General features: G+C 67.0%; 11 protein-coding genes. 2 read left to right on the top strand and 9 right to left on the bottom strand.

Annotated features, from left to right (window positions below; translation table 11 throughout):
- The first annotated feature begins 3 nt into the window (after positions 1 to 3).
- Positions 4 to 1,023 (top strand): crotonase/enoyl-CoA hydratase family protein, encoded by a 1,020-nt coding sequence (locus ABZ942_RS16565; RefSeq protein ID WP_357382693.1) that lies wholly within the window; start codon positions 4 to 6, stop codon positions 1,021 to 1,023.
- 6 nt (positions 1,024 to 1,029) lie between these two features.
- On the opposite strand, the gene fabD is transcribed toward ABZ942_RS16565, so the two are convergent.
- From fabD to ABZ942_RS16610, 9 genes are all read right to left on the bottom strand, one after another.
- Complete coding sequence (fabD, locus tag ABZ942_RS16570) at positions 1,030 to 1,863, bottom strand: ACP S-malonyltransferase (protein WP_357382695.1); 834 nt, start codon at positions 1,861 to 1,863, stop codon at positions 1,030 to 1,032.
- 3 nt (positions 1,864 to 1,866) lie between these two features.
- Positions 1,867 to 2,832: a zinc-binding alcohol dehydrogenase family protein gene (locus ABZ942_RS16575; RefSeq protein WP_357382697.1), complete on the bottom strand. Its 966-nt coding sequence runs from the start codon at positions 2,830 to 2,832 to the stop codon at positions 1,867 to 1,869.
- Positions 2,829 to 4,475, bottom strand: coding sequence for an FAD-dependent monooxygenase (locus ABZ942_RS16580; RefSeq protein WP_357382699.1), 1,647 nt, complete (start codon positions 4,473 to 4,475; stop codon positions 2,829 to 2,831). Before ABZ942_RS16580 ends, ABZ942_RS16575 begins: the two co-directional genes overlap by 4 nt.
- Positions 4,472 to 6,013, bottom strand: a complete 1,542-nt coding sequence (locus tag ABZ942_RS16585) for an FAD-dependent monooxygenase (protein ID WP_357382701.1) — start codon at positions 6,011 to 6,013, stop codon at positions 4,472 to 4,474. The genes ABZ942_RS16580 and ABZ942_RS16585 overlap by 4 nt, the downstream gene beginning before the upstream one ends.
- Positions 6,010 to 10,494 carry a beta-ketoacyl synthase N-terminal-like domain-containing protein gene (locus tag ABZ942_RS16590; protein WP_357382703.1) on the bottom strand — a complete coding sequence of 1,495 codons (4,485 nt, stop codon included), beginning with the start codon at positions 10,492 to 10,494 and terminating at the stop codon, positions 6,010 to 6,012. The genes ABZ942_RS16585 and ABZ942_RS16590 overlap by 4 nt, the downstream gene beginning before the upstream one ends.
- 28 nt (positions 10,495 to 10,522) lie before the next feature.
- Positions 10,523 to 11,842 carry a phosphopantetheine-binding protein gene (locus tag ABZ942_RS16595; RefSeq protein WP_357382705.1) on the bottom strand — a complete coding sequence of 440 codons (1,320 nt, stop codon included), beginning with the start codon at positions 11,840 to 11,842 and terminating at the stop codon, positions 10,523 to 10,525.
- Complete coding sequence (locus ABZ942_RS16600; protein WP_357382707.1) at positions 11,839 to 17,040, bottom strand: beta-ketoacyl synthase N-terminal-like domain-containing protein; 5,202 nt, start codon at positions 17,038 to 17,040, stop codon at positions 11,839 to 11,841. The genes ABZ942_RS16595 and ABZ942_RS16600 overlap by 4 nt, the downstream gene beginning before the upstream one ends.
- On the bottom strand, positions 16,959 to 18,311 hold the full coding sequence (locus ABZ942_RS16605; protein ID WP_357382709.1) for a multidrug effflux MFS transporter: 1,353 nt from the start codon (positions 18,309 to 18,311) through the stop codon (positions 16,959 to 16,961). Before ABZ942_RS16605 ends, ABZ942_RS16600 begins: the two co-directional genes overlap by 82 nt.
- A gap of 214 nt (positions 18,312 to 18,525) precedes the next feature.
- Positions 18,526 to 19,269 carry a helix-turn-helix transcriptional regulator gene (locus ABZ942_RS16610; protein ID WP_357382711.1) on the bottom strand — a complete coding sequence of 248 codons (744 nt, stop codon included), beginning with the start codon at positions 19,267 to 19,269 and terminating at the stop codon, positions 18,526 to 18,528.
- Positions 19,270 to 19,394: 125 nt separating this feature from the next.
- Between ABZ942_RS16610 and ABZ942_RS16615 the strand changes: the two genes are divergently transcribed.
- The gene (locus ABZ942_RS16615; protein ID WP_357383193.1) at positions 19,395 to 20,513 is read left to right on the top strand and encodes an MFS transporter; all 1,119 of its coding nucleotides are present in this window, start codon (positions 19,395 to 19,397) and stop codon (positions 20,511 to 20,513) included.
- Positions 20,514 to 20,616: the final 103 nt, after the last annotated feature.

A 20,616-nucleotide genomic window follows, 5' to 3' on the forward strand; every position in this document is an offset into this window, starting at 1 on the left:
CTCTTGTCAGAGTTCGAGAATCATTCCGGCACCCGCCCGGCCGCTTGGTACGAGGGACTTACCGAAGCGCCCGATTCGCCGTGGGCCGACCGCGCGCTGCCGCCGACGGAACTCAGCTATCGCACGCTGACCTACGAGGTCACCGGCCGGATCGCCCGGATCACCTTCAACCGCCCCGAGCGCGGCAACGCGATCACCGCCGACACCCCCGTCGAGCTCGCGCACGCGGTCGAGCGGGCCGACCTCGATCCGCGCGTGCACGTGATGGTGGTTTCCGGGCGCGGTAAGGGCTTCTGCGGCGGCTACGACCTGTCGATCTTCGCCGAAAACGGCCAGGAACCGGTCGACGGCGCGGAGTCGCGCACCGGCACCGTGCTGGATCCCGTGGCCCAGGCCCGCAATCACAATCCCTGGGGTACCTGGGATCCGATGGTCGACTACGCGATGATGAGCCGATTCAACCGCGGCTTCGCCAGCCTGTTGCACGCGAACAAGCCGACGGTCGCCAAGCTGCACGGGTTCGCCGTCGCGGGCGGCACCGATATCGCGCTCTACGCCGACCAGATCATCTGCGCCGATGACACCAAGATCGGCTACCCGCCTACCCGGGTCTGGGGCATTCCGGCGGCGGGTATGTGGGCGCACCGCCTCGGCGACCAACGTGCCAAGCGGCTGCTGTTCACCGGCGACTGCCTGTCCGGCAAGCAGGCCGAGGAATGGGGACTCGCGGTCGAATCCGCGCCCGCCGACGAACTCGACGAGCGCACCGAGGCGTTGCTCGAACGTATCGCCCGGATGCCGATCAACCAGTTGGTCATGGCGAAACTGGCGCTCAACAGCGCGTTGCTCGCGCAGGGTGTGGCGAACTCCGGCATGATCAGCACCGTTTTCGACGGTATCTCCCGGCACACCCGCGAGGGCTACGCATTCCAATTACGTTCGGCTACTACCGGTTTCCGGGAGGCTGTCCGGGAACGCGATGAGCCGTACGGGGATTGGAAGCGGACGCAGTTCGAGAAGTAACCGCGTTCAGGCGGCGATCTTTTCGATCATCGGGGTGAGCACGCGGCGGGCGCCGGTTTCGATGAAACGGGTCTCGCCGCGGTGCAACAACAGTCGGATGCTGTCGGCCCAGCGGACGGGCGCGGAGATCTGCGCGGCGAGCGAGGCCCGCAGCCCGGCGTCGGTGTGGAGTTCGCCGGACAGGTTGGCGACCACGGGGATTCGGAGGTCGCGCAGCGCTGCGGCGGCCAGGACCTCCGCGAAACGGGCCTGGGCGGCCGCCATCAGTGGGGAATGGAAAGCACCACTGACCGGTAGCACGACGTAGCGGGTCGCGCCCGCGGCGAGGAAATCGTCACGCGCCGAATGTATTTGCTCGGTGCCGCCGGAGATCACCACCTGGTGTGGTGTGTTCAAGTTCGCGACCCAGACGCCGTCGCCGGGCGTGGCCGCTTCGACCTGTTCGGCGGTGAGGCCGACCACTGCGGCCATCGCGCCACTGTCGGCCTCGGCCATCAGTTCGCCACGTCGGGCGACGAGCTCCAGCCCGGTGGCGAAGTCGAATGCACCTGCCGCGTACAGCGCGCAGTACTCCCCCAGGCTGTGGCCGAGCAGATACGACGGTCGTAGGGGCGATTTGCGTTGAAAACGTAAGTACGTCAGGACATTCACGGTGTAGATGGCCGGCTGGGCGTATCGGGTCCGGGCGATGCGCGCGCCGCCCGGTTCCATGCATATGTCGCGCACCGAGTAGCCGAGGACCGCGTCCGCCTCGCGCATGAGGTCGGGGAACTCGTCGAACAGTTCCTTTCCCATACCGGGGAACTGTGACCCCTGGCCCGGGAAAACGAAGACGGGCATCGTTCAGTGCTCCGTATTGGTGAAGACGAACTTGTCGTTCGCTCCCGCCGCCAGCTCACGATAGGTCTGCACCGCCTGGTCCAGCGGCCGGGCGACGATGCCGGTCGGCACCGGCAGGGCACCCGAGTCGAACAGCTCGCCGAGGCTGTTGAGCGAGGCGGCGCTGGCGATCGTGTCATGCCTGGCCGAGTTGACGCCGACGAGCGTGCCGCCGCGGCGGTAGAGGTCGAGCACCGGGACGCGCTCGTGGCCGTCCGCGGGTGCGGCGATCACCGCGATGTGGCCGCCCGTGCCGAGCGCGGTGATCGCCGCGGGCAGCCAGAAGCCGGTGGTGTCGAACACCGCCTGGGCGCCGTCGGCGAAACGGTCGCGGACCTGTGCGGCGAACTTCTCGGTGTCGTCCAGCACGATCGCCTCGACGCCGCGGGCGCGCAGTTCGTCGGCACGTTCCGAACGGCGCACGCCGACAACGACATCGGCGCCGCGGGCGGTGGCGAGCAGATGGGCGGCCGTGCCGACCGCGCCCATGCCGATCAGGACCAGGCGGGTGCCCGCGCCGATGCCGATGCGCTCGACGGCCTCCCACGCGGTCAGGTAGGGCACACCGGAGGCGGCGGCCTCGGCGAAGGACAGGGTGGCGGGTTTGCGTGCGACACCGGCCGCCGGGAGCGCGAGGTACTCGGCGTGCGAGCCGTCGCGGACGAACCCGAGTTCGCGCCCGCTCCCCCACACTTCCTGGCCGAGCAATCCGGCGGGACCGTCCACGACGACACCGGCGAAGTCGCGGCCAGGAGTGCGCGGCACGGTGGTGTACGGGAACTTGCCGAGCACGTTCTTGAAGTCGCTCGGGTTGACGCCGGCGGCGTGGATGCGCACGACGACCTCGCCCGAGAGCGCCGGTGGCCGAGGCACTTCCGCCAGGGCGAGGGCGTCGAGGGAGCCGATCTGGTCGAAACGCAGTGCCTTCATTGTCCGTCCTCGGTGTGCGATGTCAGTAGGTCCCAATAGGTTTCGAGTGTGCGATGGTCGCCGTGCCGGAATATCGCGGCCACGTAGCCGTCCGGGCGGATCAGCACGCCGGTGTGCGGCGGCACCTGCTGCTGGGCACGCCAGCGGCCGGAAACATCGAACAGCACGTTGCTGCCCTCCGGTCGCCGGTACTTCTGTCGCGGTGACGGCCGGTCGTAGACGACGTAACTGACGGTTCCGTGCCCGACCTGCGCCGTAAACGCTTCCGACGCAACGGTGTCCTCACCGGCGAAGATGAGCAGCACGTGCCGGTACGCGCCCAGTTCGTCCAGCAGCCGGAGCTGGTGACCGTCGGTGGTCTCGAAGGCGCAGTGCGGCATGCGTTGTCCGACGCGCATGCGCGGCCCACCCGGTGTGCTGTCCGGTTCAGGCCGTGCGAAGAGGCCGCCTGCCGGATAGCCGACCCGGAATTGGCTGACCTTCGCCAGCTCCTCGGCATGGAACTTGGGCAGGCGAAGCAAATAGTTCTGGTAGCGCAGCAACTGCCGTTTCAGGCGATTGCGGCCGAAGATGCGTTCGCTGAGCATGTTGTTGTATGCGAAGAGGTGCCTGGCAACCGGGTGTCGTTCGTCGTGATAGCTGCGCAGCACCGCGGTGCCGCCGTGGCGCAGGCTGCTGCCGAGCTTCCAGGCCAGATTCATCGAATCCTGGATGCCGGTGTTCAATCCCTGTGCGCCGATGGGACTTTGGATGTGTCCGGCGTCGCCGACGAGGAAGATGCCGCCCACCTGCAGTCGTTCGGCGAGATATTGGCGTGGATTGAAGCGGGTGAGCCAGAACGGATCTCCGAGTTTCACGTGCGCGAGGCCGACGGTGCGCACTAGCGCGTCGAATCGGCGCAGGATGAATTCCTCGTCGACGTCCGCGGACGCGGTGCGCGAGGTGGAGATCAGACGGAAGTAGCGGCCATCGATCGGCAGGATGGTGAAGAAGGTGCCTTCGTCCAGATAGAACGCGTGCCGATCCTCGGGATGGTAAGGGAAGCCGGCCATTTCGATATCGGCCATAATGAATGTCTCCGACTGTTCCTCGCCGTCGAAGGCCGTGCCGATCACCTCCCGGACCCGGCTTCGGCTGCCGTCCGCACCGACCACGTAGCGTGCTTCGATCGTGGTGACAGCACCGTCGGCCGCAGTGACGGTGCAGACGTGAACCGTCCCTGTCTGTTCGATATCGGCGAGTGCGAGGCCGCGTTCAACGAGGATGCCGCGCTCGGCCAGTGCGGCGGTGAGGATTTCGATCGTCCTGCGCTGGCTCAGGTGCAGTACGCCGAGGAATTCGCCGTCGAGCTCGGCCAGATCGGTGACCGCGATGGGGTTTCGTCGCTCGGTGTAGTGGTGGATGCGGCGGGAGAGGATGCCCTCCTCGAGGAAGCGGTCGGCAACGCCGAGCATCCGGAAGCATTCCAGGGTCCTCGGGGTCAGCGTCATCGCCTTGCTCAGCTCCGACCACCGGTCGAGCTTGTCGACGATGCGGAAGCGCACGCCATTGTTGGCCAGGGCCAAGGCCATGGTGAGGCCGACCGGGCCCGCGCCGACAATGAGTACGTCCACCTGCCCTGCGCCGCTTCGACTTTCGATCACCGGACACCTCTACCGGACATTTGCCACGCCGACAGGCACTCGGCGATCCGCGGAGCCATGGCGTCGCGGTACGCGGCGAAGACGAATCGATCCGGCCGCAGGACAACGAAATCGGCATCGCCGATGGCGCGCACCAGGTCGCCGGTGGCGTCGTCGAGCACGAGCACTCCGGGTTTGCTCGGCTCCCCGTGTGCGCGCACCTGGGCGACCACCGTGTCGGCGCCCAGCAGCGCGCGCCATCCGATGGCGGAGATGCGGCTGTGTGTTCGCGCCAGCACCGCGAAGCCGTGACCGAGGAGGTCGTCCAGTGGTCGGGTGACGCCTTCGTGCAAGACCACCGGTTGCGGGAACATCTTTCCGCCACCGGCCTTTTCGTCGAAGAAGCCGACTTCGTATTCGGGTGCCGGTTTGGCGCGGCGCTGATCCTCCACCGACAATTCGACGGTGCCCGGGGCCTCGCCGCTGTCGCCCTCGATCCGCCGGGCCAGGTGCCGCACGAATGCCACGGTGCGCGTGAGGTGTCCGCCGCGCTCGGTGTCGTAGCTGTCCAGGATGTCGGCGGGTAGGCGGCCCTGGAGCACGAAGGCGATCTTCCAGGCCAGGTTCATCGCGTCGCGGACGCCCGAGCACAGCCCTTGACCGCCGTACGGCGGAACCAGATGGGCGGCGTCGCCGAGCAGGAAAACGTTTCCGTCGCGCAGCTGTTCGGCATGCCGGAAGTAGCGTTCGTACACCGCGGCTCGCACGACGTCGACCGGGTGGTCGGCGACCAAAGGGCGCAGTGTGTCCTGAATGAGTTCCGGGCCAACGGTTTCGGCTCGCGCGGTCGCCGTCGCCAGTCGGCATTCGATGCGGCGCAAGCCCTCCGGCAGGGAGATCGACACCATGGGCTGATCGGCGGTGTCCTGGTGGCGGTCGCGCATGGCCGCGGCGAGCACGTCGTCGTCGCGTACATCGACCACCAGCCACTTCTCCTCCTGGGTGGCGCCGAGGAGTTCCACCCCGAGCTGCTGGCGCACGCGGCTGCGGCCACCGTCGCAGGCCAGCAGGTATCGGGCGGAAGCGCGTAGTTCCTGGCCTTCGGTGTCGCGCATCAGGGTGACGATGCCGCCTGCCTCGTCGAAGTCGATGAATTCGGTGCCCTCGCGCAGCTCGACGGACGGTAGCTCGGTCAATCGAGCGCGCAGGCCTGCTTCCAGGCGCGGCTGGAGGAAGGTGGCGAGGAACGGATGGCCGAAGGGGCCGGGTGTGGCGGGCGGCTGGAAGCGCGAATAGCCGACCGGGGACAGGTATTCGATGATCGGCGCGTACCGGAGTAGTGGAAGTTGGGTGTCGGCGATGCCGGTCGCCTGCATGGCACGCATGGTTTCGTCGTCGATGCCGATGGCGCGTGGATAGGTGTACATCTGCTGTCTGCGTTCCACCACCAGCGTGCGTACGCCGTATTGGCCGAGTAGCACGGCGGTGAACAGGCCGACCGGGCCTGCACCGATGATGACTGCGTCGTATTGCGTTGGTGTGGTGGCAAATCCAGTCATCGAGCACCCCTTGCGAGAATGTCCAGCACGTCTTTGCGGCGTTGTTCGGGGTGCAGGAAGAAGTGGTCACCGTCCAGGACGTGCAGGTCGAACTCGGCGGAGGTCCAGGCGGACCAACCACGCATGTTCGCCTCCGTGACGCGGTCGTCGTTGCGGCCGTGCAGGGCGGTGATCGGCACGTCCAGGACCTTCGCGTCGGTCTGGCGGAAGCTGCCGACCATGCGGATGTCGTTGGCCAGGATGGGCAATGCCATCCGCAGGAATGCCGCATCGGCGTCGGCGGCGGGGAAACGCAGTAGCGCGGCGAGGTCTTCGAGCTGCGGGTCAGTGAGGTCGCGGATCTCCTTGTCGCTCGGCAGATCTGGGTAGCCCGCCTGCCGAAGCTCTGCTCGGCACGCCAGGTAGAAGGGGTTGCCGGTGTGATCGGGACTGCTGAATGCGCCGATGTACAGGTGGCGTGGTCCTGGGTGGCCACGCTCGCGCAGGTTGAGAGTCAGTAGGTAGCTGATCAATCCACCAGCGCTGTGGCCGTAGAGGGCGAATGGTTCGTCGCCGGAGCACAGTACTTCGTCGGTCAGTTCGGCCACGATGCGGTAGACGTCGGGCACCAAGGGTTCGGCAAGTCTGGTGCCGCGGCCCGGTAATGCGACCGGGCAGACCTCGATGTCGTTGGGTAGCAGGGATTGCCAGCCGCGGAACAGGAGGGTGCTGCCGCCGCCGTACGGGACGCAGAGGAGCCGTAGTGGCGCGGTGGAATGGCGCAGTGGGAGATACGGTTTCCGGAGTTGCTCGGCTGCCGAGGAACCCGGGTCGGCGCGTAACCGGGTCGCCAGCTCGGCAATGGCGATGCCTTGCACTAGATCGCCCAACTCGGCGCGCTCGCGCGGGTTGACCGGTTCGAGCGCTCGATACAGCCGGGTCGCCTGGATCGAGTCGATGCCCAGTGCGGCGGTCGTATCGGCGGGGCTGAGGTCGGTGGTCGGGATGCCGGTCAATTCGGCGATCAACCGACCTATCGCGGCCTCGAGCAGATTCTGGGCCGAGGAGCCTTGTGCCGCATTGATTTCGGTGATCTCATCCGGAGACAGGCGCAGCGTGTCCGCCGATGCGTCCGAGGCCGCGATCACCGAGTCGATGCCGCTGTCGATCCACCGGACGGTGCAGGCCTGGCATTCGACGATCGTGGCCGCGTCGGCGTCCAGTAGGGCGAATCGGCCGATCACGCTCTTGCCGTCGGGGGCAAGTTGGACGCCGTCGACTCGGATCGTGTGTGGCGCAACCGGTTCGCCGGGTCGCACGATCACACCGGCCATCCGTTCGACCATGAACGCTGCGTCGGCGGGAACGACGTCCGGCATGAGGACGTGGAACACCTGGGCGCACGCGTCGAGAATGCCGGGCGCGACGCGAGTCGCCGCGCCTTCCGTCCGGATGACATGCGCGGGGTCGATATCCGCGATGGCGACGGTCCCGGAGCGACGCACCGCGCCGACGGCACGGACGCTCGGCCCGAGCCGCAGGCCACGATCGTGCATGGCGGCGTAGAACTCGGGGCCGGAGTATGCGGTGTCGAATCCGACTGATGCGCCGGTGATTTCGGCGAAGACCGATGGTGGGTCGGCGCGTTTCGCGAGCACTCCGGAGACATGCGTCCGCCAGTGGTTCGTCTCCGCATCGACCAATGAGTGGAAGCCGAACCGTGGCGCCGCGGCGTCGAGGTCGTCGAAGGTCAGCCGCACCGATACCGCCTTGTCCGTGACGATGAGCGCGGTGCTGAAGGTTATCTCGGCGATGTCGAAGCGGGCATCCGGGACGAGCCTGGCGGTCGCGCGGAGCAGCATCTCGACGAAATAGCCGATGTGCACGATGTTGTGGGTGTCGGCCAGTGGGAGCACGGTGCTCGCGAGCACGAAGTCGAGCTCGGAGCTGCCGCGCGGCGAGGGATGCGGGCGGGGCTCCAGCGGGTCACCGAGGGGTACGGCGATCGGGTCCTCCTGAAGCGATTCCAGGACGTAGGTCGACTCCTCGTAGGCCGAGGTGGGCACCTGGACGCGACGAGCGCCGGTGCCCTCGTACCAGGCGGCCCAATCCACCTCCGCGCCCAGCTCGTACAGGCGGACCAGGGCGGCCAGCAGGGCGTCCGCGTCCGACGCGAGCTCGACCACGGTCAGTGCGTCGGCCGACGTCCTCGTCGGCGCCGACTCGAGGCCGAGCACGACGACCACCCGCGCCGCATGGCCGACGCAGAGCCGAGCGGTGCGGCCGAGGTCGGGTGTCGCCTGTGCTGCTTGCCTCCAGTAGTCCGGCTCCAGTGCCTTGCGTGGGCTGAGGAATTCGCCGGTGGCCGGGCAGATCACGGCGGCTTCGAAACGGAAGGCCTGCGCAGGCTCTCGGGTCGCCGGGCCAGTTCCCACTGGAATCCGCAGTGCGGCAACGCCGGTCGACGTCAGGAAGCTCGGCTCGTTCGGCGCTCCGGCGAATAGGTCGAGCAACTCGCCGACGACGCAATCGGCAGTGCGCGCGCCGGTTTCGATGGCCGTCGCGTACACGCCGATGCCGTCGGGGCACCAGATCTCCGGTTCGATGCCGAAGCTGTGCCACATTCGGATCAGGCCGGACAGTACGGCGAGCTGGTGGCACGCCGCTTCGACCGGACTGCCCGAGCGGCTTCCCCTGGGCAGTGGCGTGCCGCAATGTGCCGTCCATGCGGTAGCGACGGCGTCGAAGCCGCTGCGGAATCCGGTGAACGAGCGGTACCAGGCGTCTGCTCGCGTATCTGGTTGCTGCGGAATCAGTCCTGACAGGATGAAGACCGGCTTCAGCGGGCCGGTTCGGGTCAGCTGGGATCGGGTGGTGAAATGTGGCGTGACGGACAGGGTTTCGAGTGCGTCGAGCAGTTCGTCGCGATTCGTGCCCGTCACGTAGGTGCGGAAGGGGCCGTGCGCGCGGCCGGTCGCGTAGGTGAAACACACGTTCTGAGCGTTGGCTTTCGGGGCTGCTTGCAGGTATTGCACCGCGTCATCGATGGTGGTTGCCAAGGTGTTCGCGGAGCGGGCACCGAGAAGCAGTGCGTGCGTGCGGTGCTCGATGCCCGCGGTACGTGTCCGATGCTCGGGGCTTTCGATCACCGCGTGCGCGTTGGTGCCGCTGAATCCGAATGAGCTCACCGCGGCGACCAATTCACGTCCGGGGACGTCGAGGTGAGCGTCGGGGACTCGTAGTCCCAGTTTCTCGAAGTCGATCGTCTGGCTGAGCGCGCCGTACCCGGGTTGGGCCGGGATGCGGCGATGTTGCAGGACCAGAACTACTTTGAGCAGCGACGCCAGTCCGGACGCGGCCTCCAGATGACCGATCTGGGCTTTGTTGGAGCCGACGATCAAGGGCCGATCGACCGGACGGTCCTGGCAGTAGGCCGCGCTGGCCGCCGTCAGCTCGATCGGGTCACCCAATGATGTTCCGGTTCCGTGGGTTTCGAGGTAGTCCAGCTCGGATCCGCGCAGGCCCGCCTTGCGCAAGGCCTCGGTCAGCAAGTGCCGCTGTGCTCGTCCGTTCGGCACCGTCAGGCCGCTGCACCGGCCGTCGTGATTGATCGCGGTGGCGCGCACGACGGCGAGTACGTCGTCGCGGTCTTTTTCGGCGTCGGTCAACCGTTTCAGGACGACGACGGCGCCGCCTTCACCGCGCCCGTAGCCCTGCCCGTCGCCGGTGAACGGGTGGCAGCGGCCGTCCATCGACAGCGCGCCGAATCCGGCCAGCGCACCCACCACCGACGGGTCCAGCAGCAGGTTCACTCCGCCGACCACCGCGATGTCACAGTCTCCATTGCGGATGCCCGCGCAGGCCAGATGCAGGGCGACCAGCGACGACGAGCACGCGGTATCGATGGAGAGCGCGGGCCCGGCGAAGTCGAAGGTGTGGCTGATGCGCCCGGACACCACGCTGTCGAGCGTGCCGGTCGCCACGTAATGACCTGGCTCCCCGGACTTCCGGGCCAACGCACCGTATTCGCCGCCGATCACACCGAAGTAGACGCCGACCTTGCCCGTCATTCGCCACGGGTTGTACCCCGCCCGCTCCAGCGCCTGCGCGGTGAGTTTCAACGCCAGCCGCTGAGTCGGGTCCATCTCGCGCGCTTCGTTCGGCGAGATATTGAAAGGCCTTGGATCGAACCGCATTACGTCACGATCGAGATAGTTCGCCGACGCGTAGGCCGCCGCCGCAGGATGCTGCGCGAAATACCGACTGTGCACGTCCCGCAGCCACTCGCTCGCGGGAGCATCACGCTCACAGGACTTTCCGGAGTTCAGCAACTCCCAGAAGGCTTCCGGTGAATCGGCGCCGCCGGGAAGCTCGCATGCCGTGCCGATAATGGCAACCGATGCTGCGGGGCGGGCGCTTTTCTCCTGGTTCAGTTCCCGGATCGTCGCGAGCGACTTTCGCAGCAGTGCTCTGAGCTGGCCATTCTCTTCTTCGGGTGTCATCAGCGTTCCTCGATCGAATAGCCGGGCATCAGAGGATCGCCGTCAACACGCGCTCGAGCTCCACCGGCGACAACTCATCGATCGCAGCGGAATCCAATGCGGTCAGGATGTTCTCGCCCTCGGATCGATCCACGACACGCGCCGGCGGCACCTCGGGAACCGAAACCGGTTGAGCCACCGCACTATCGAGCGACCGCTCGAGATACTCGGCGAACTCGGCGATCGTCGGATAGTCGAACGCCGTCGTCTCGTCGGGCTGAAACCCCAGTACGGCAGAGATCCGAGTACGAACCTCCTCCAGATGAATCGAGGTCATACCGATGTCGAAGAACCCCATGTCAACAGCGGGCAACTCGCCATCCGGATAGGCGAGAGCATCGCCGATCCATCCCTGCAGGCGCCCACGCAGGAGTTGACGCCGCAACGTCGACGGCAGCTCGGCCAGCTCAGCACGCAGGTCCCCGTCGCTGGTCGCTGACACGGCCAACGCGGCGAACGCAACAGACGCGTCGGCCACGGCCGTCGGAGTTGTCGGCACAGTCGCAAACAGGGCGGGCTCACCGGTTACTGCCGACATGGCGACGGCAGGCTCAGCGACATATGTGTCGGGTGCACCGGGCACGGCGCTGGCAGTGGACGCTCCAGTCGCACCCATCACGGCAGGCGTGCCAGTGGCGCTGGTCTCGGGCGCGCCCGATGCAGCATTCGTCGCAGACGCCACAGACCCGCCGGTCGCGCCGGTCGCGGCTGCCCCGTCGGTGGGCGAGGTTGGCGGAGTCTGCCGTCCGGGCTCCTGTGGCGATTTGCTGGCCGCACGTCCGATCGTGGCAGGTTTCGGCCAGAACCGTTGGCGCGACAGCTGGGTGGGCGGTAGGTATGCGGGTAGCTCGACTTCCAATTCTGGGTGGACGATGACCCAGTCGATCGGAAAACCCACAGACCATAGGGCGGCCAGCCGGTCGTAGGACCCGTTTGCGGCCAGTTGGCGCACGTACTCTTGGTCTGCGGCCAATCTGTCGCCGAACGAGTCCATCTCGACTCGGTTCGCGTAGATTCCCTTGCCCCGCAGCTGGTTTGCACTGTCCTGATGTTCGACGAAGAAGCGCAGGGACTCGACCGCGTCGGACAGCCTGGTCGCTACGAAGGCGAAGCGATGCGGCAATCCTGCTCGGTGCCGAAGCAGGGTCTTGGCTACGGTCGCAAGGGTCACGGTGCCGCCGAAGGCTGCTCGCCGGGGATCTTGCTCGGTCGCAGCCAAGTAGGTGGCGAGGGTGTCGGCCTGGACGACAAGGGTTTCGGCGGTGCGGCCGGATACGACTAGGACGTATCGGGGTACGGGTGCATTCATCGCTGATACTCCTCGATCAGGACATGAACATTGGTGCCGCCCGCGCCGATCGATGACAGTCCCGCGCGCCGCGGGGTGGCACCCGCCCCCATCTGGGCGGGGTCCCAGTCCTCGAGGGTGCGTTGGACGTAGACCGGTGAGTTGGTGAAATCGATGGCCGGATTGGTGCGCTCGGCGTGCAGCAGCGAGGGGACCAGCGTGCGGTTCTGCAGTTGCAGTAGCACTTTGGCCAACTGGGCGACGCCGGCGGCTGCCTCGGCATGACCGATATTCGATTTGACCGAACCGATCGCGCACTGCCGCCGTCGCGGCGTCGCCGTCTCGAAAGCGGAACGGATGGCGGCGATTTCGACTGGATCGCCCAGTCGGGTGCCGGTGCCGTGTGCCTCGAAACAGGTGATCGTGTCGGGCGTCCAGCGGGCCTGCCGGAGCGCGCGTTCGATGGCCGTGGCGTGCGCTGCCGGGCTCGGCACGGTGAAACCGTTGGTCCGGCCGCCGTGCGTGAGGGCACTCCCCTGGATCACCCCGTAGACCCGGTCACCGTCACATACCGCGTCCGCCAACGGCTTCAGCAGGAACGCCCCGACCGCCTCGGCAGGCACATAGCCGTCGCCGCCTGCACCGAAGGCGCGGCAGCGGCCATCCGAGGACAGGAACTGGTACTGCGCCAGCATCTGATACTTCGATGGATGCAGCGTGAGGTTCACCCCACCGGCGACCGCGAGGGAGCATTCGCCGCGCCGCAGACTTTCACACGCCAGGTGCAGCGCGTAGAGCGACGACGAGCACGCGGTATCCAAAGTCAGGCTGGGACCGCGGAAGTCGTTGAGATACGAGACCCGGTTGGCCACCGCGTAGGTCTGCGAGTTGATCGGCACATAGGAATCCGCGCCGGCGGCTTCATGTTGCACGAGCTGGTAGTTGTTGAAACTCGCGCCGACATAGACGCCGACCTCGTTGTCGTGCTCCGCCGCGATCCGCTCCCGCGAGTAACCCGCGACCTCCAGGCAGCCGCGCGTTGCCTCGAGAAACAGCCGCTCCTGCGGATCCATGAACGCCGCCTCGACCGGCGCGATACCAAAGGCCGCGGCATCGAAAAGGTCGACGTCGGAAAGGAATCCACCCCACTTCGAATAGACCTTGCCCGGCACATTGCGCTGCGGATCGAAGTACTCGGCATGATCCCACCGGTCGAGCGGAATCTCGGCAACGGAATCCACTCCGTCACAAAGGTTCCGCCAAAACTCCGGCACCGAGTCGGCCCCGGGAAACCTGCCGTCGAACCCGATCACGGCAATGCCGTCCTCGGCGGTCGCACGCCGAACCCGTTGCCGTACAACGAGCTGTTCAGCCGGAGGTGCGACATCCCCGGCTGCCACTTCATCCGCGACCCCGGCGGCAGGCGCCGATACCAGCGCATCCGGCGGTGCGAACGCGGGCGGCGCCGTAGATCCACGGGCCGGTGTCACTGCGGGCGCACGCAACGGTGTGTGCGCCGCTTCGGCCGTGGGTGACTGTGTCCCTGCGAGCCCCGGTGCCGATGGCATGGCGAGCGCGGGCGCCGCCGCAGATAGGGACTCCGCTGTCGGCGGGAGTGAGGGCGCGGATGCGAGTGCCCCTCCGGATGCGCGTGCTACTCCGGATGCGGGTGCCGACGGCTCGGCGAGCGCAGGCGGCGCTGCAGATGGGGATGAAGATGGAGATGCCGCTGCGGGCGGGAGTGAGGGTGCCACTCCGGGTGCTGGTGCTGACGACACCGCCACTGCGGGCGGCGTTTCAGTGAGTGACTGTGCCCCTGCTGGCGCGGGCACCAGTGTGGGCGCGGGTGCCGGTATGGGCGCGGGAGTGAGTGCCGAGACGAAATGTTTGTGGACGCCGTCGGCGTAGTCGCGCTGGATTCGACCGGCTACCTCGCCGATGGTGCGGCATTCGAAGAACAGGGTCGCGGCGATGTCGCCGAACCGTTCGGAGAGTTGCAGGTTGAGGGTGTGGATGATCAGCGAATCGATACCAATGTCCGCGAATTCCGTTGCTGTGTGCAGGCTCTCGCGGGGTGAACGGGTTGCCTCGGCGACCAGAGTGATCAGGAGCTGTTCCAGCTGCGCCTTGACCGCAGTCGCGTCGGCAACCGCTGGAACCGACTCCGCCACGGTCTTCCCGGCGTGCGTCGGGACCGAGTCGAGACTTTCGGCCGAAATGTCACCATCCGATTCCCGCGTTCGCCGGTATGACGGGACGGCAATTTGCCGGGCCGACGGGTCAGTTGCTTGTCTCGCCGATGGGGCAGTCGCTAGCTCGGCCGACGGGCCGAGTGTGTGCCGGGCCGACGGAGTTGCGTCCCGGATCGGCGAAGTGGATACCTTCCCGGCTGATGCCGCAATCACCGACGAGCCGTCGACCGCCGGAGCGCCGACCGCTTCGACTTGCCGCTCGATATCGTCTATAAACGGCTGCACCGACGGCACCTGGCCGTCGATGCGGAGGTCGGTGTCCTCGTGCCAGAACGAGTGCTGATCGAACACGTAACCGGGCAATCCCGGCAGCCGTGGCGTTTCATCGAGCTGCGGTCCGGCCCAGTCGACATCGCAACCGCGCAACCACAATTCGAGCAGCGCGGCGGTCATGGTGCGCGGTTCGCCGTCCGCGATCTGCACGACGTCGAGCGCCGACTCGCCGTCCAGCGGACCGAGCATGACCACGGCAGCGCAACGTCCGGTGAGCGCGGCAGTGGCGGCCGCGAGATCGGCACCAGGGGCAGGGAGCTCGAGCCGACGTCCGGCATACGTTTTCTCGGTCCGCTTCGTCAGCGCACCGAACCGGGTGAGCCGCGCCGATCGCACCACCGCCCGGCTGCGCGCAGTGTCCGCGAGAGCCGTCAGCTCGGCCACACCGAAAAGTGCTGACACGGCATCACTTCGGTCCACAATGCCGTCGCAGATCAGTACGGCCAGCTCCGCCGTCGCAGGCGGCAACCACCCCGGCGGCGTCAGTCCCCACGCGCGATCGATCTCGCCCGCTGCCACATTCACCGCGAGGGCGAGCACCGCAAGCTGTTCCGGTGTGAGTTCCGGCGCCACCTCGGCGAATCGGCGGATCGCGTCGACCACCGAAAAGCTTCGGGCGGCCAGCAACTGCTCCCACCGGCCGAGCGCCCTGGCGAAGGTGTGCTGGTGGTCCAGCAGCAGCGCTGCCTGCGTGATGTACGGCGTGACCTCGGTGAGCGTGCTGGCACAACCGGTCACCAGGTCGCGCAGGTAGTCGGCGTCGATCTCGTTGGGCAGCAGGCATTCCCCGCCGACCAGCACGGTGTACCGCGGCGGTGCCTGCAACACCAGCGGATCGTCGACGAGCAGCGCACCGACGGCTTCCTCCATCGGGATCGCCTGCGCGTGCACGAGTGCCGCGGCCGCGCCGACGGCGTCGAGGGCGACCACCTCGGCGATCGCCACCCGGCGCCGGGTCAGCTCGGCAAGCCCGTCGAGGTGTGCCACGAACCGCGTGAGGCGCCCGTCCGCAGCGAACTCGCCGTCCCGATCGGCGATCAGTGCGCGCAGCTCTCGACCGGCGGCGGAGTCGGACACGGTCGCGAGACACACTGTGGCACTGGATGAATCGTGCGGCGCAAGCAAGACCATCGGCTCGGGCTGCGCAGTGACATGCCGGACAGAGCTCAGCTCACCCCGCCGCACCGCGGCAAGCAGATCCGGGATGTCGGCAGCGGGGACCCCGAGCCGATACGGCTGGCTCAGTAGCCGCTGATTGGCCGCGTGGCACAGCTGCGGGACGAATTCCGGTTCGGCCCAACGCGGTTCGACCGCCCACGCGGCGAGCGTATTGCGGAGTGCCTCAGGTGTTTTCGCCGCCAGCGTGAAGACCGCCGGTGTGCGCGGCGATGCGACAGCGCGACGACCGACCGGCGCCTCGTATTCCTGAACCACCGCATGACAATTCACACCACCGAAGCCGAACGAGCTGATCCCCGCAGTCCGCGGACCGTGCTCGGCGGGCCAGTCGACGAGGGCATTCGGGAAGCGAATGGTGGCACCGACGGCATGCAGCAGCGGGTTGTGGATCTCCATGTTCAACGTCGGTGCGATGCGACCGTGCCGCAGCATCAGCAGCACCTTGATCAGCCCGGCCATCCCCGCGCCCGCCTCGACATGACCGATGTTCGTCTTCACCGAGCCAACGGCGAGCGGCGTCCCACGATCCCGGCCGTACACGCTGTTCAGCGCCTCGATCTCGATGGGATCGCCGAGGCTGGTACCGGTGCCGTGCGCCTCCACATAGCTCACCGCCGACGGTTCGACCCCCGCGGCGGCCAGCGCCCGGTTGATGACGTCCGCCTGGGCCGCCACACTCGGCGCGGTGAGGCTCCGGTTGTGCCCGTTGTGATTGGTGGCGATGCCGCGCAGCACACCGTAGATGTGACAGCCGAGGCGTTCGGCCTTGGCGCGGGTGGTCAGCAGCACGACACCGACGCCCTCGCCGGGGACGTACCCGTTGGCCCGCCGATCGAAGGTGAAGCACCGCCCGTCGGGGCTGAGCATCCTCGACTGGGAGAACGCCAGATACCGCCACGGCGAGCAGACCACGTTCACCCCGCCGACCAGCGCGAAATCGCAGTCTTCGGTGAGCAGGTCGGCGCGGCCCTGCGCCAGCGCGACCAGCGAGGCGGAGCAGGCGGTGTCGACGGTCCTACTCGGCCCGTTCAGGTTGAGCAGGAACGAGATTCGGTTGGCCGCGATGCAGGCGTAGTTGCCGGTGGGATCGAAGGCGTCGACCTGTTTGTTGTTGGAGATGCCCTTGATCAGGTAGTCCTGCGCCATCAGCGCGACGTTCACCGAGGTGCGGCCCGACTGCAGCAGGTCGATCGGCAGCCCGGAGTCTTCGATGCAGTGCCACGTCTCCTCCAGCAGTAGTCGATGCTGCGGATCGATGGCGACGGCTTCGCGCGGCGACAGGTTGAAGAACGCGTTGTCGAAGTAGCGTGCCCCCGCCAGCTTGCCCAGCCACTTCGTGTTGATCTTCCCGGGATTGCGGTCGCCCGGCGCGAAGAAGCGGTCCCGATCCCATTGGTCGGGGCCGACTTCCGCGATGTCGGAGTGTCCGGTCGCTAACGTTCGCCAGAACTCTCCGGAATCGCGCGCGTTCGCGTATCGGCAGGCGAGGCCCACCACGACGACATCTTGTTCCATCGCCTTCGACTCCCTGGAATTCTCGAAGCACCGTCGACCCGAATCTCCGGACGGCACAGCACCGTTCGGACGACGACGGCGAGCGTGCACAAAGTGATGGCGACAACGCCCATGGGGACCGCGCTGACCCCGCCGAGCCCGACCAGCGGCGCCACCACGGCGCCGAACAGGAACTGCGTGCACCCGAGCACGGCGGAGGCACTGCCGGCCGTCGCGCCGTGCGGTTCGAGCGCGAGTGCGGTGGCGTTCGGCATGATGAATCCGATCGAGGCCACCATGACGAACAGCGCGGGCACCAGAAACCACAGGCCGAGGCTGCCCACCGCGACCACGACGAGGACCGCCAGGCCGCCGAGCGCCAATCCGATCAAACCGATATCCAGTAGCGCGCGGGGCGTACTCCGATTCAACAGCCGGGCGTTGGCCGCATTGGCGACCAGGATTCCGGCGCCGTTGATCGCGAAAAACACGCTGAACAACTGCGGCGAGGCCCGGTACACCTCCTGGAATACGAACGACGACGCGGAGATATAGGCGACCATCGCCCCGAACGACAAACCGACAACGAGGGCATAACCGACAAAGGACCGGTCCCGCACCACCTGTCGCATATCGTGGCCCATCATCACGATGCCGCCACCGCGGCGGTGATCGACCGGCAAGGTCTCGGGCACCCAGCGATAGGCGAGCGCCAGAAACACCACGCCCAGTCCGGCGAGGACTAGAAATACCCCGCGCCAGTCGACGAATCGCAACAACTGACCACCGATGACAGGCGCGACGATGGGCGCGACACCGTTTACGGCGAGCAGGATCGAGAAGGCCTTTCCGGCCGCGGCACCCTGATATACGTCCCGGACAACGGCGAACGAGATGACGATGCCCGCCGCCCCCGCGAGCCCCTGCAGCAGCCGAAACAGATCGAATACCAGCACATTCGGCGCGACCGCACACAGCAGTGAGGTGGCACAGAACAGCACCATGCCCGCGATCAACGGCCCACGCCGCCCCCGTGCGTCGCTGATCGGACCGACGACCAGCTGACCGAACGCAAGTCCGATGAGGCACGCGGTGAGCGACGACTGCACCCCCGACTGGGACGTGTGCAGTGCCGCAGCGGTCTGCGGCAGGCTGGGCAGGTAGAGGTCCGTGGTGACCGGACCGAACGCGGACAGCGCGCCGAGCACGGCAATCAGCCGAATACTGCGCATCCCGCTACCGGCACTCTGCTCGAGAGTGCGGGCGCCCGCGTCACCCACATCGATATCCACGACGAACCTCCACCGGCCCTCCAGCGAGGCTCGATCCAACGTATGAATTCCCCCGTAACCCCCTTGGTGGAAAAGTTTACTGAGATCGGTTTTAACACTCGGTGAACTGTCCGTGGATAAGGCGACCGATCTCTATGACGGGCGTCACGAAAGGCAAGCGATCCGCATTCTTTACATTTCGCATGAATAGGTCATAGCCGACAATCGGCTACCGCTATTTCAGGTCGCGGTTCGCGCGGAACGCGCCGGGGGTATGACCGAGCGCGCGATGGTAGACCTCGATGAACGCACTCGCCGACGACCAGCCGCACCGATGCGCGACGACGGTGACCGGTACCTGTTCGGCGAGCAGGTGCATGGCGTTGTGCAGGCGCAATTGGGTGCGCCATTGCGGGTAGGTCATGCCGAGTTCGGTGCGGAACAACCGAGTCAGCGTGCGTTCGCCGGCACCGACTCGGCGGCCGAGTCCGGCCAGCGTCCACACCTCGGTGAGGTCGAATTCGACCAGCGCACAGGCCTTTCGGAGTCGCTCGTCGTGGGCGGCGGGCAGCCGGAGCGGCTGTTCGGGGCTGCGGCGCAATTGATCGAGCAGCACCTGGCGCAGCAGCACGAGCTCGGTGTCGGGCAGGTCCCGCGCCGTCGAGCAGGTGATGATGAGCTCGCGGACCAGCGGCAGCGCGGCGAGCACCGACGGCGTGGTCCAGTCGGGTGCCAGCTCGAGCGGGAAGCCCACCGTGTGGAACCGGGTCGGGCCGTAGAAGTGATGTTCGTGCCAGCTGCCGGCGGGGATCCAGATCGCCCGGTCCGCCGGGGCGATCCAGCTGCCCGCATCGGTCCTGACCTCGGCCACCCCGGAACTCGGATAGACCACTTGATGGTCGGTGTGCCGATGCCGGTGAATGCGCGCTCCCCCGGCGAGCGTCTTCACCACTGTCGAGTCCTGGCTGAATATCGACATAATCAGGCAGTTTATCGGAAGTCTGCTACCGCCTGCCGTCCATAGGCTGCTGGAGGAGCTTAGGAGGAGTGACGGTGAGTACAGGTGTCGCACCCGCGGTGGTGGCAGGTGCAGCGTGGAAACGCATGCGGTACTGGGTGATTGCACATGCGGTCGATGACTTCTATCAGGGCTTGGTGCCCGCGAGCATTCCGTTCTTCGTGCTGGAACGGCACTACAGCTATACCGCCGCTTCGGGTCTCGCCCTCGCGGCGGCGCTGGGGAGTTCGCTCCCCCAGCCGGCACTCGGCCTGCTCGCCGATCGGTGGCGGCTGCTGTGGCTCGCGCCTGCCGGAGTGGCGATGGCCGGAGTCGGCGCGGGACTGGCCGGGCTGGCACCGACGTATCCCGTGGTGTGGATTTTGTTGCTGCTGTCCGGGATCGGCGTCGCCGCGTTCCACCCGTCAGCAGGGCGGGACGCGCGCCGAGACGCGGGGAACAGCGCGTCGGCGATGAGCCTGTTCGCCGCAGGCGGCAGCGTCGGGTTCTTCCTCGCCCCCGCACTCGCGACTCCGGCACTGGTTTCCTACGGCGTCGGAGCCACCGCGTTCTTCATTCCACCGGCAGTGTTGATGGGCTTCGTGCTGTGGCGCTACCAGTTGCGGCAGAGCGCCGCCGCACACGTCACGACTTCGACTGTCGGCCATGACAGGTGGGTTCCATTCCTCGTGCTCACCGCCATCGCCGTTGTGCGCGCGATCATCTCGTTCGGCCTGAGCACCTTCATCGCGCTGTATTGGATCAACGCACTCGGTGGTTCACGCGCGCTCGGCGGGACCGCGTTGACCGCCTTCATGGCCGGTGGTGTGGCAGGTACCTTGCTCGGTGGCCGCATCGCCGACCGCATCGGGATGCTCCGTACCGTCCAAATCGGCAGTGTCGCAGTGATTCCCGCGTTGGCCGCGCTGCGCATCGTGCCGAATCCACAGCTCGGCCTGGCGCTGGCCGCGCTCACCGGCGTGACCGTGAACATCCCGTTCGCGGTGCTGGTCAAGCTGGGTCAGGACTATCTGCCGAATCGGCCTGGTACCGCAGCGGGCGTCACCCTCGGCCTCGCGGTGAGTGCGGGTGGGCTGTTCGTGCCGGTGCTGGGCATGATCGCCGATCATCAAGGGCCGCAGGCTGTTCTGACTACGCTGTGCTTCGTCCCCATTGCCGCAGTGGGACTCACACTGATCCTCCCCCAGCCCGCCGGCCGCGACTGAAGATTCAGAAATCGACCACGCCGCCTTCGCCCCATCGGGGCAGCCCGGGACACGATCCACCGCCACCCGTGGAGTGTCGTATTCGCCACGGCCACAGGCGGAT

This window comes from Nocardia sp. NPDC046473 (assembly GCF_040645995.1).
GTDB lineage: Bacteria > Actinomycetota > Actinomycetes > Mycobacteriales > Mycobacteriaceae > Nocardia.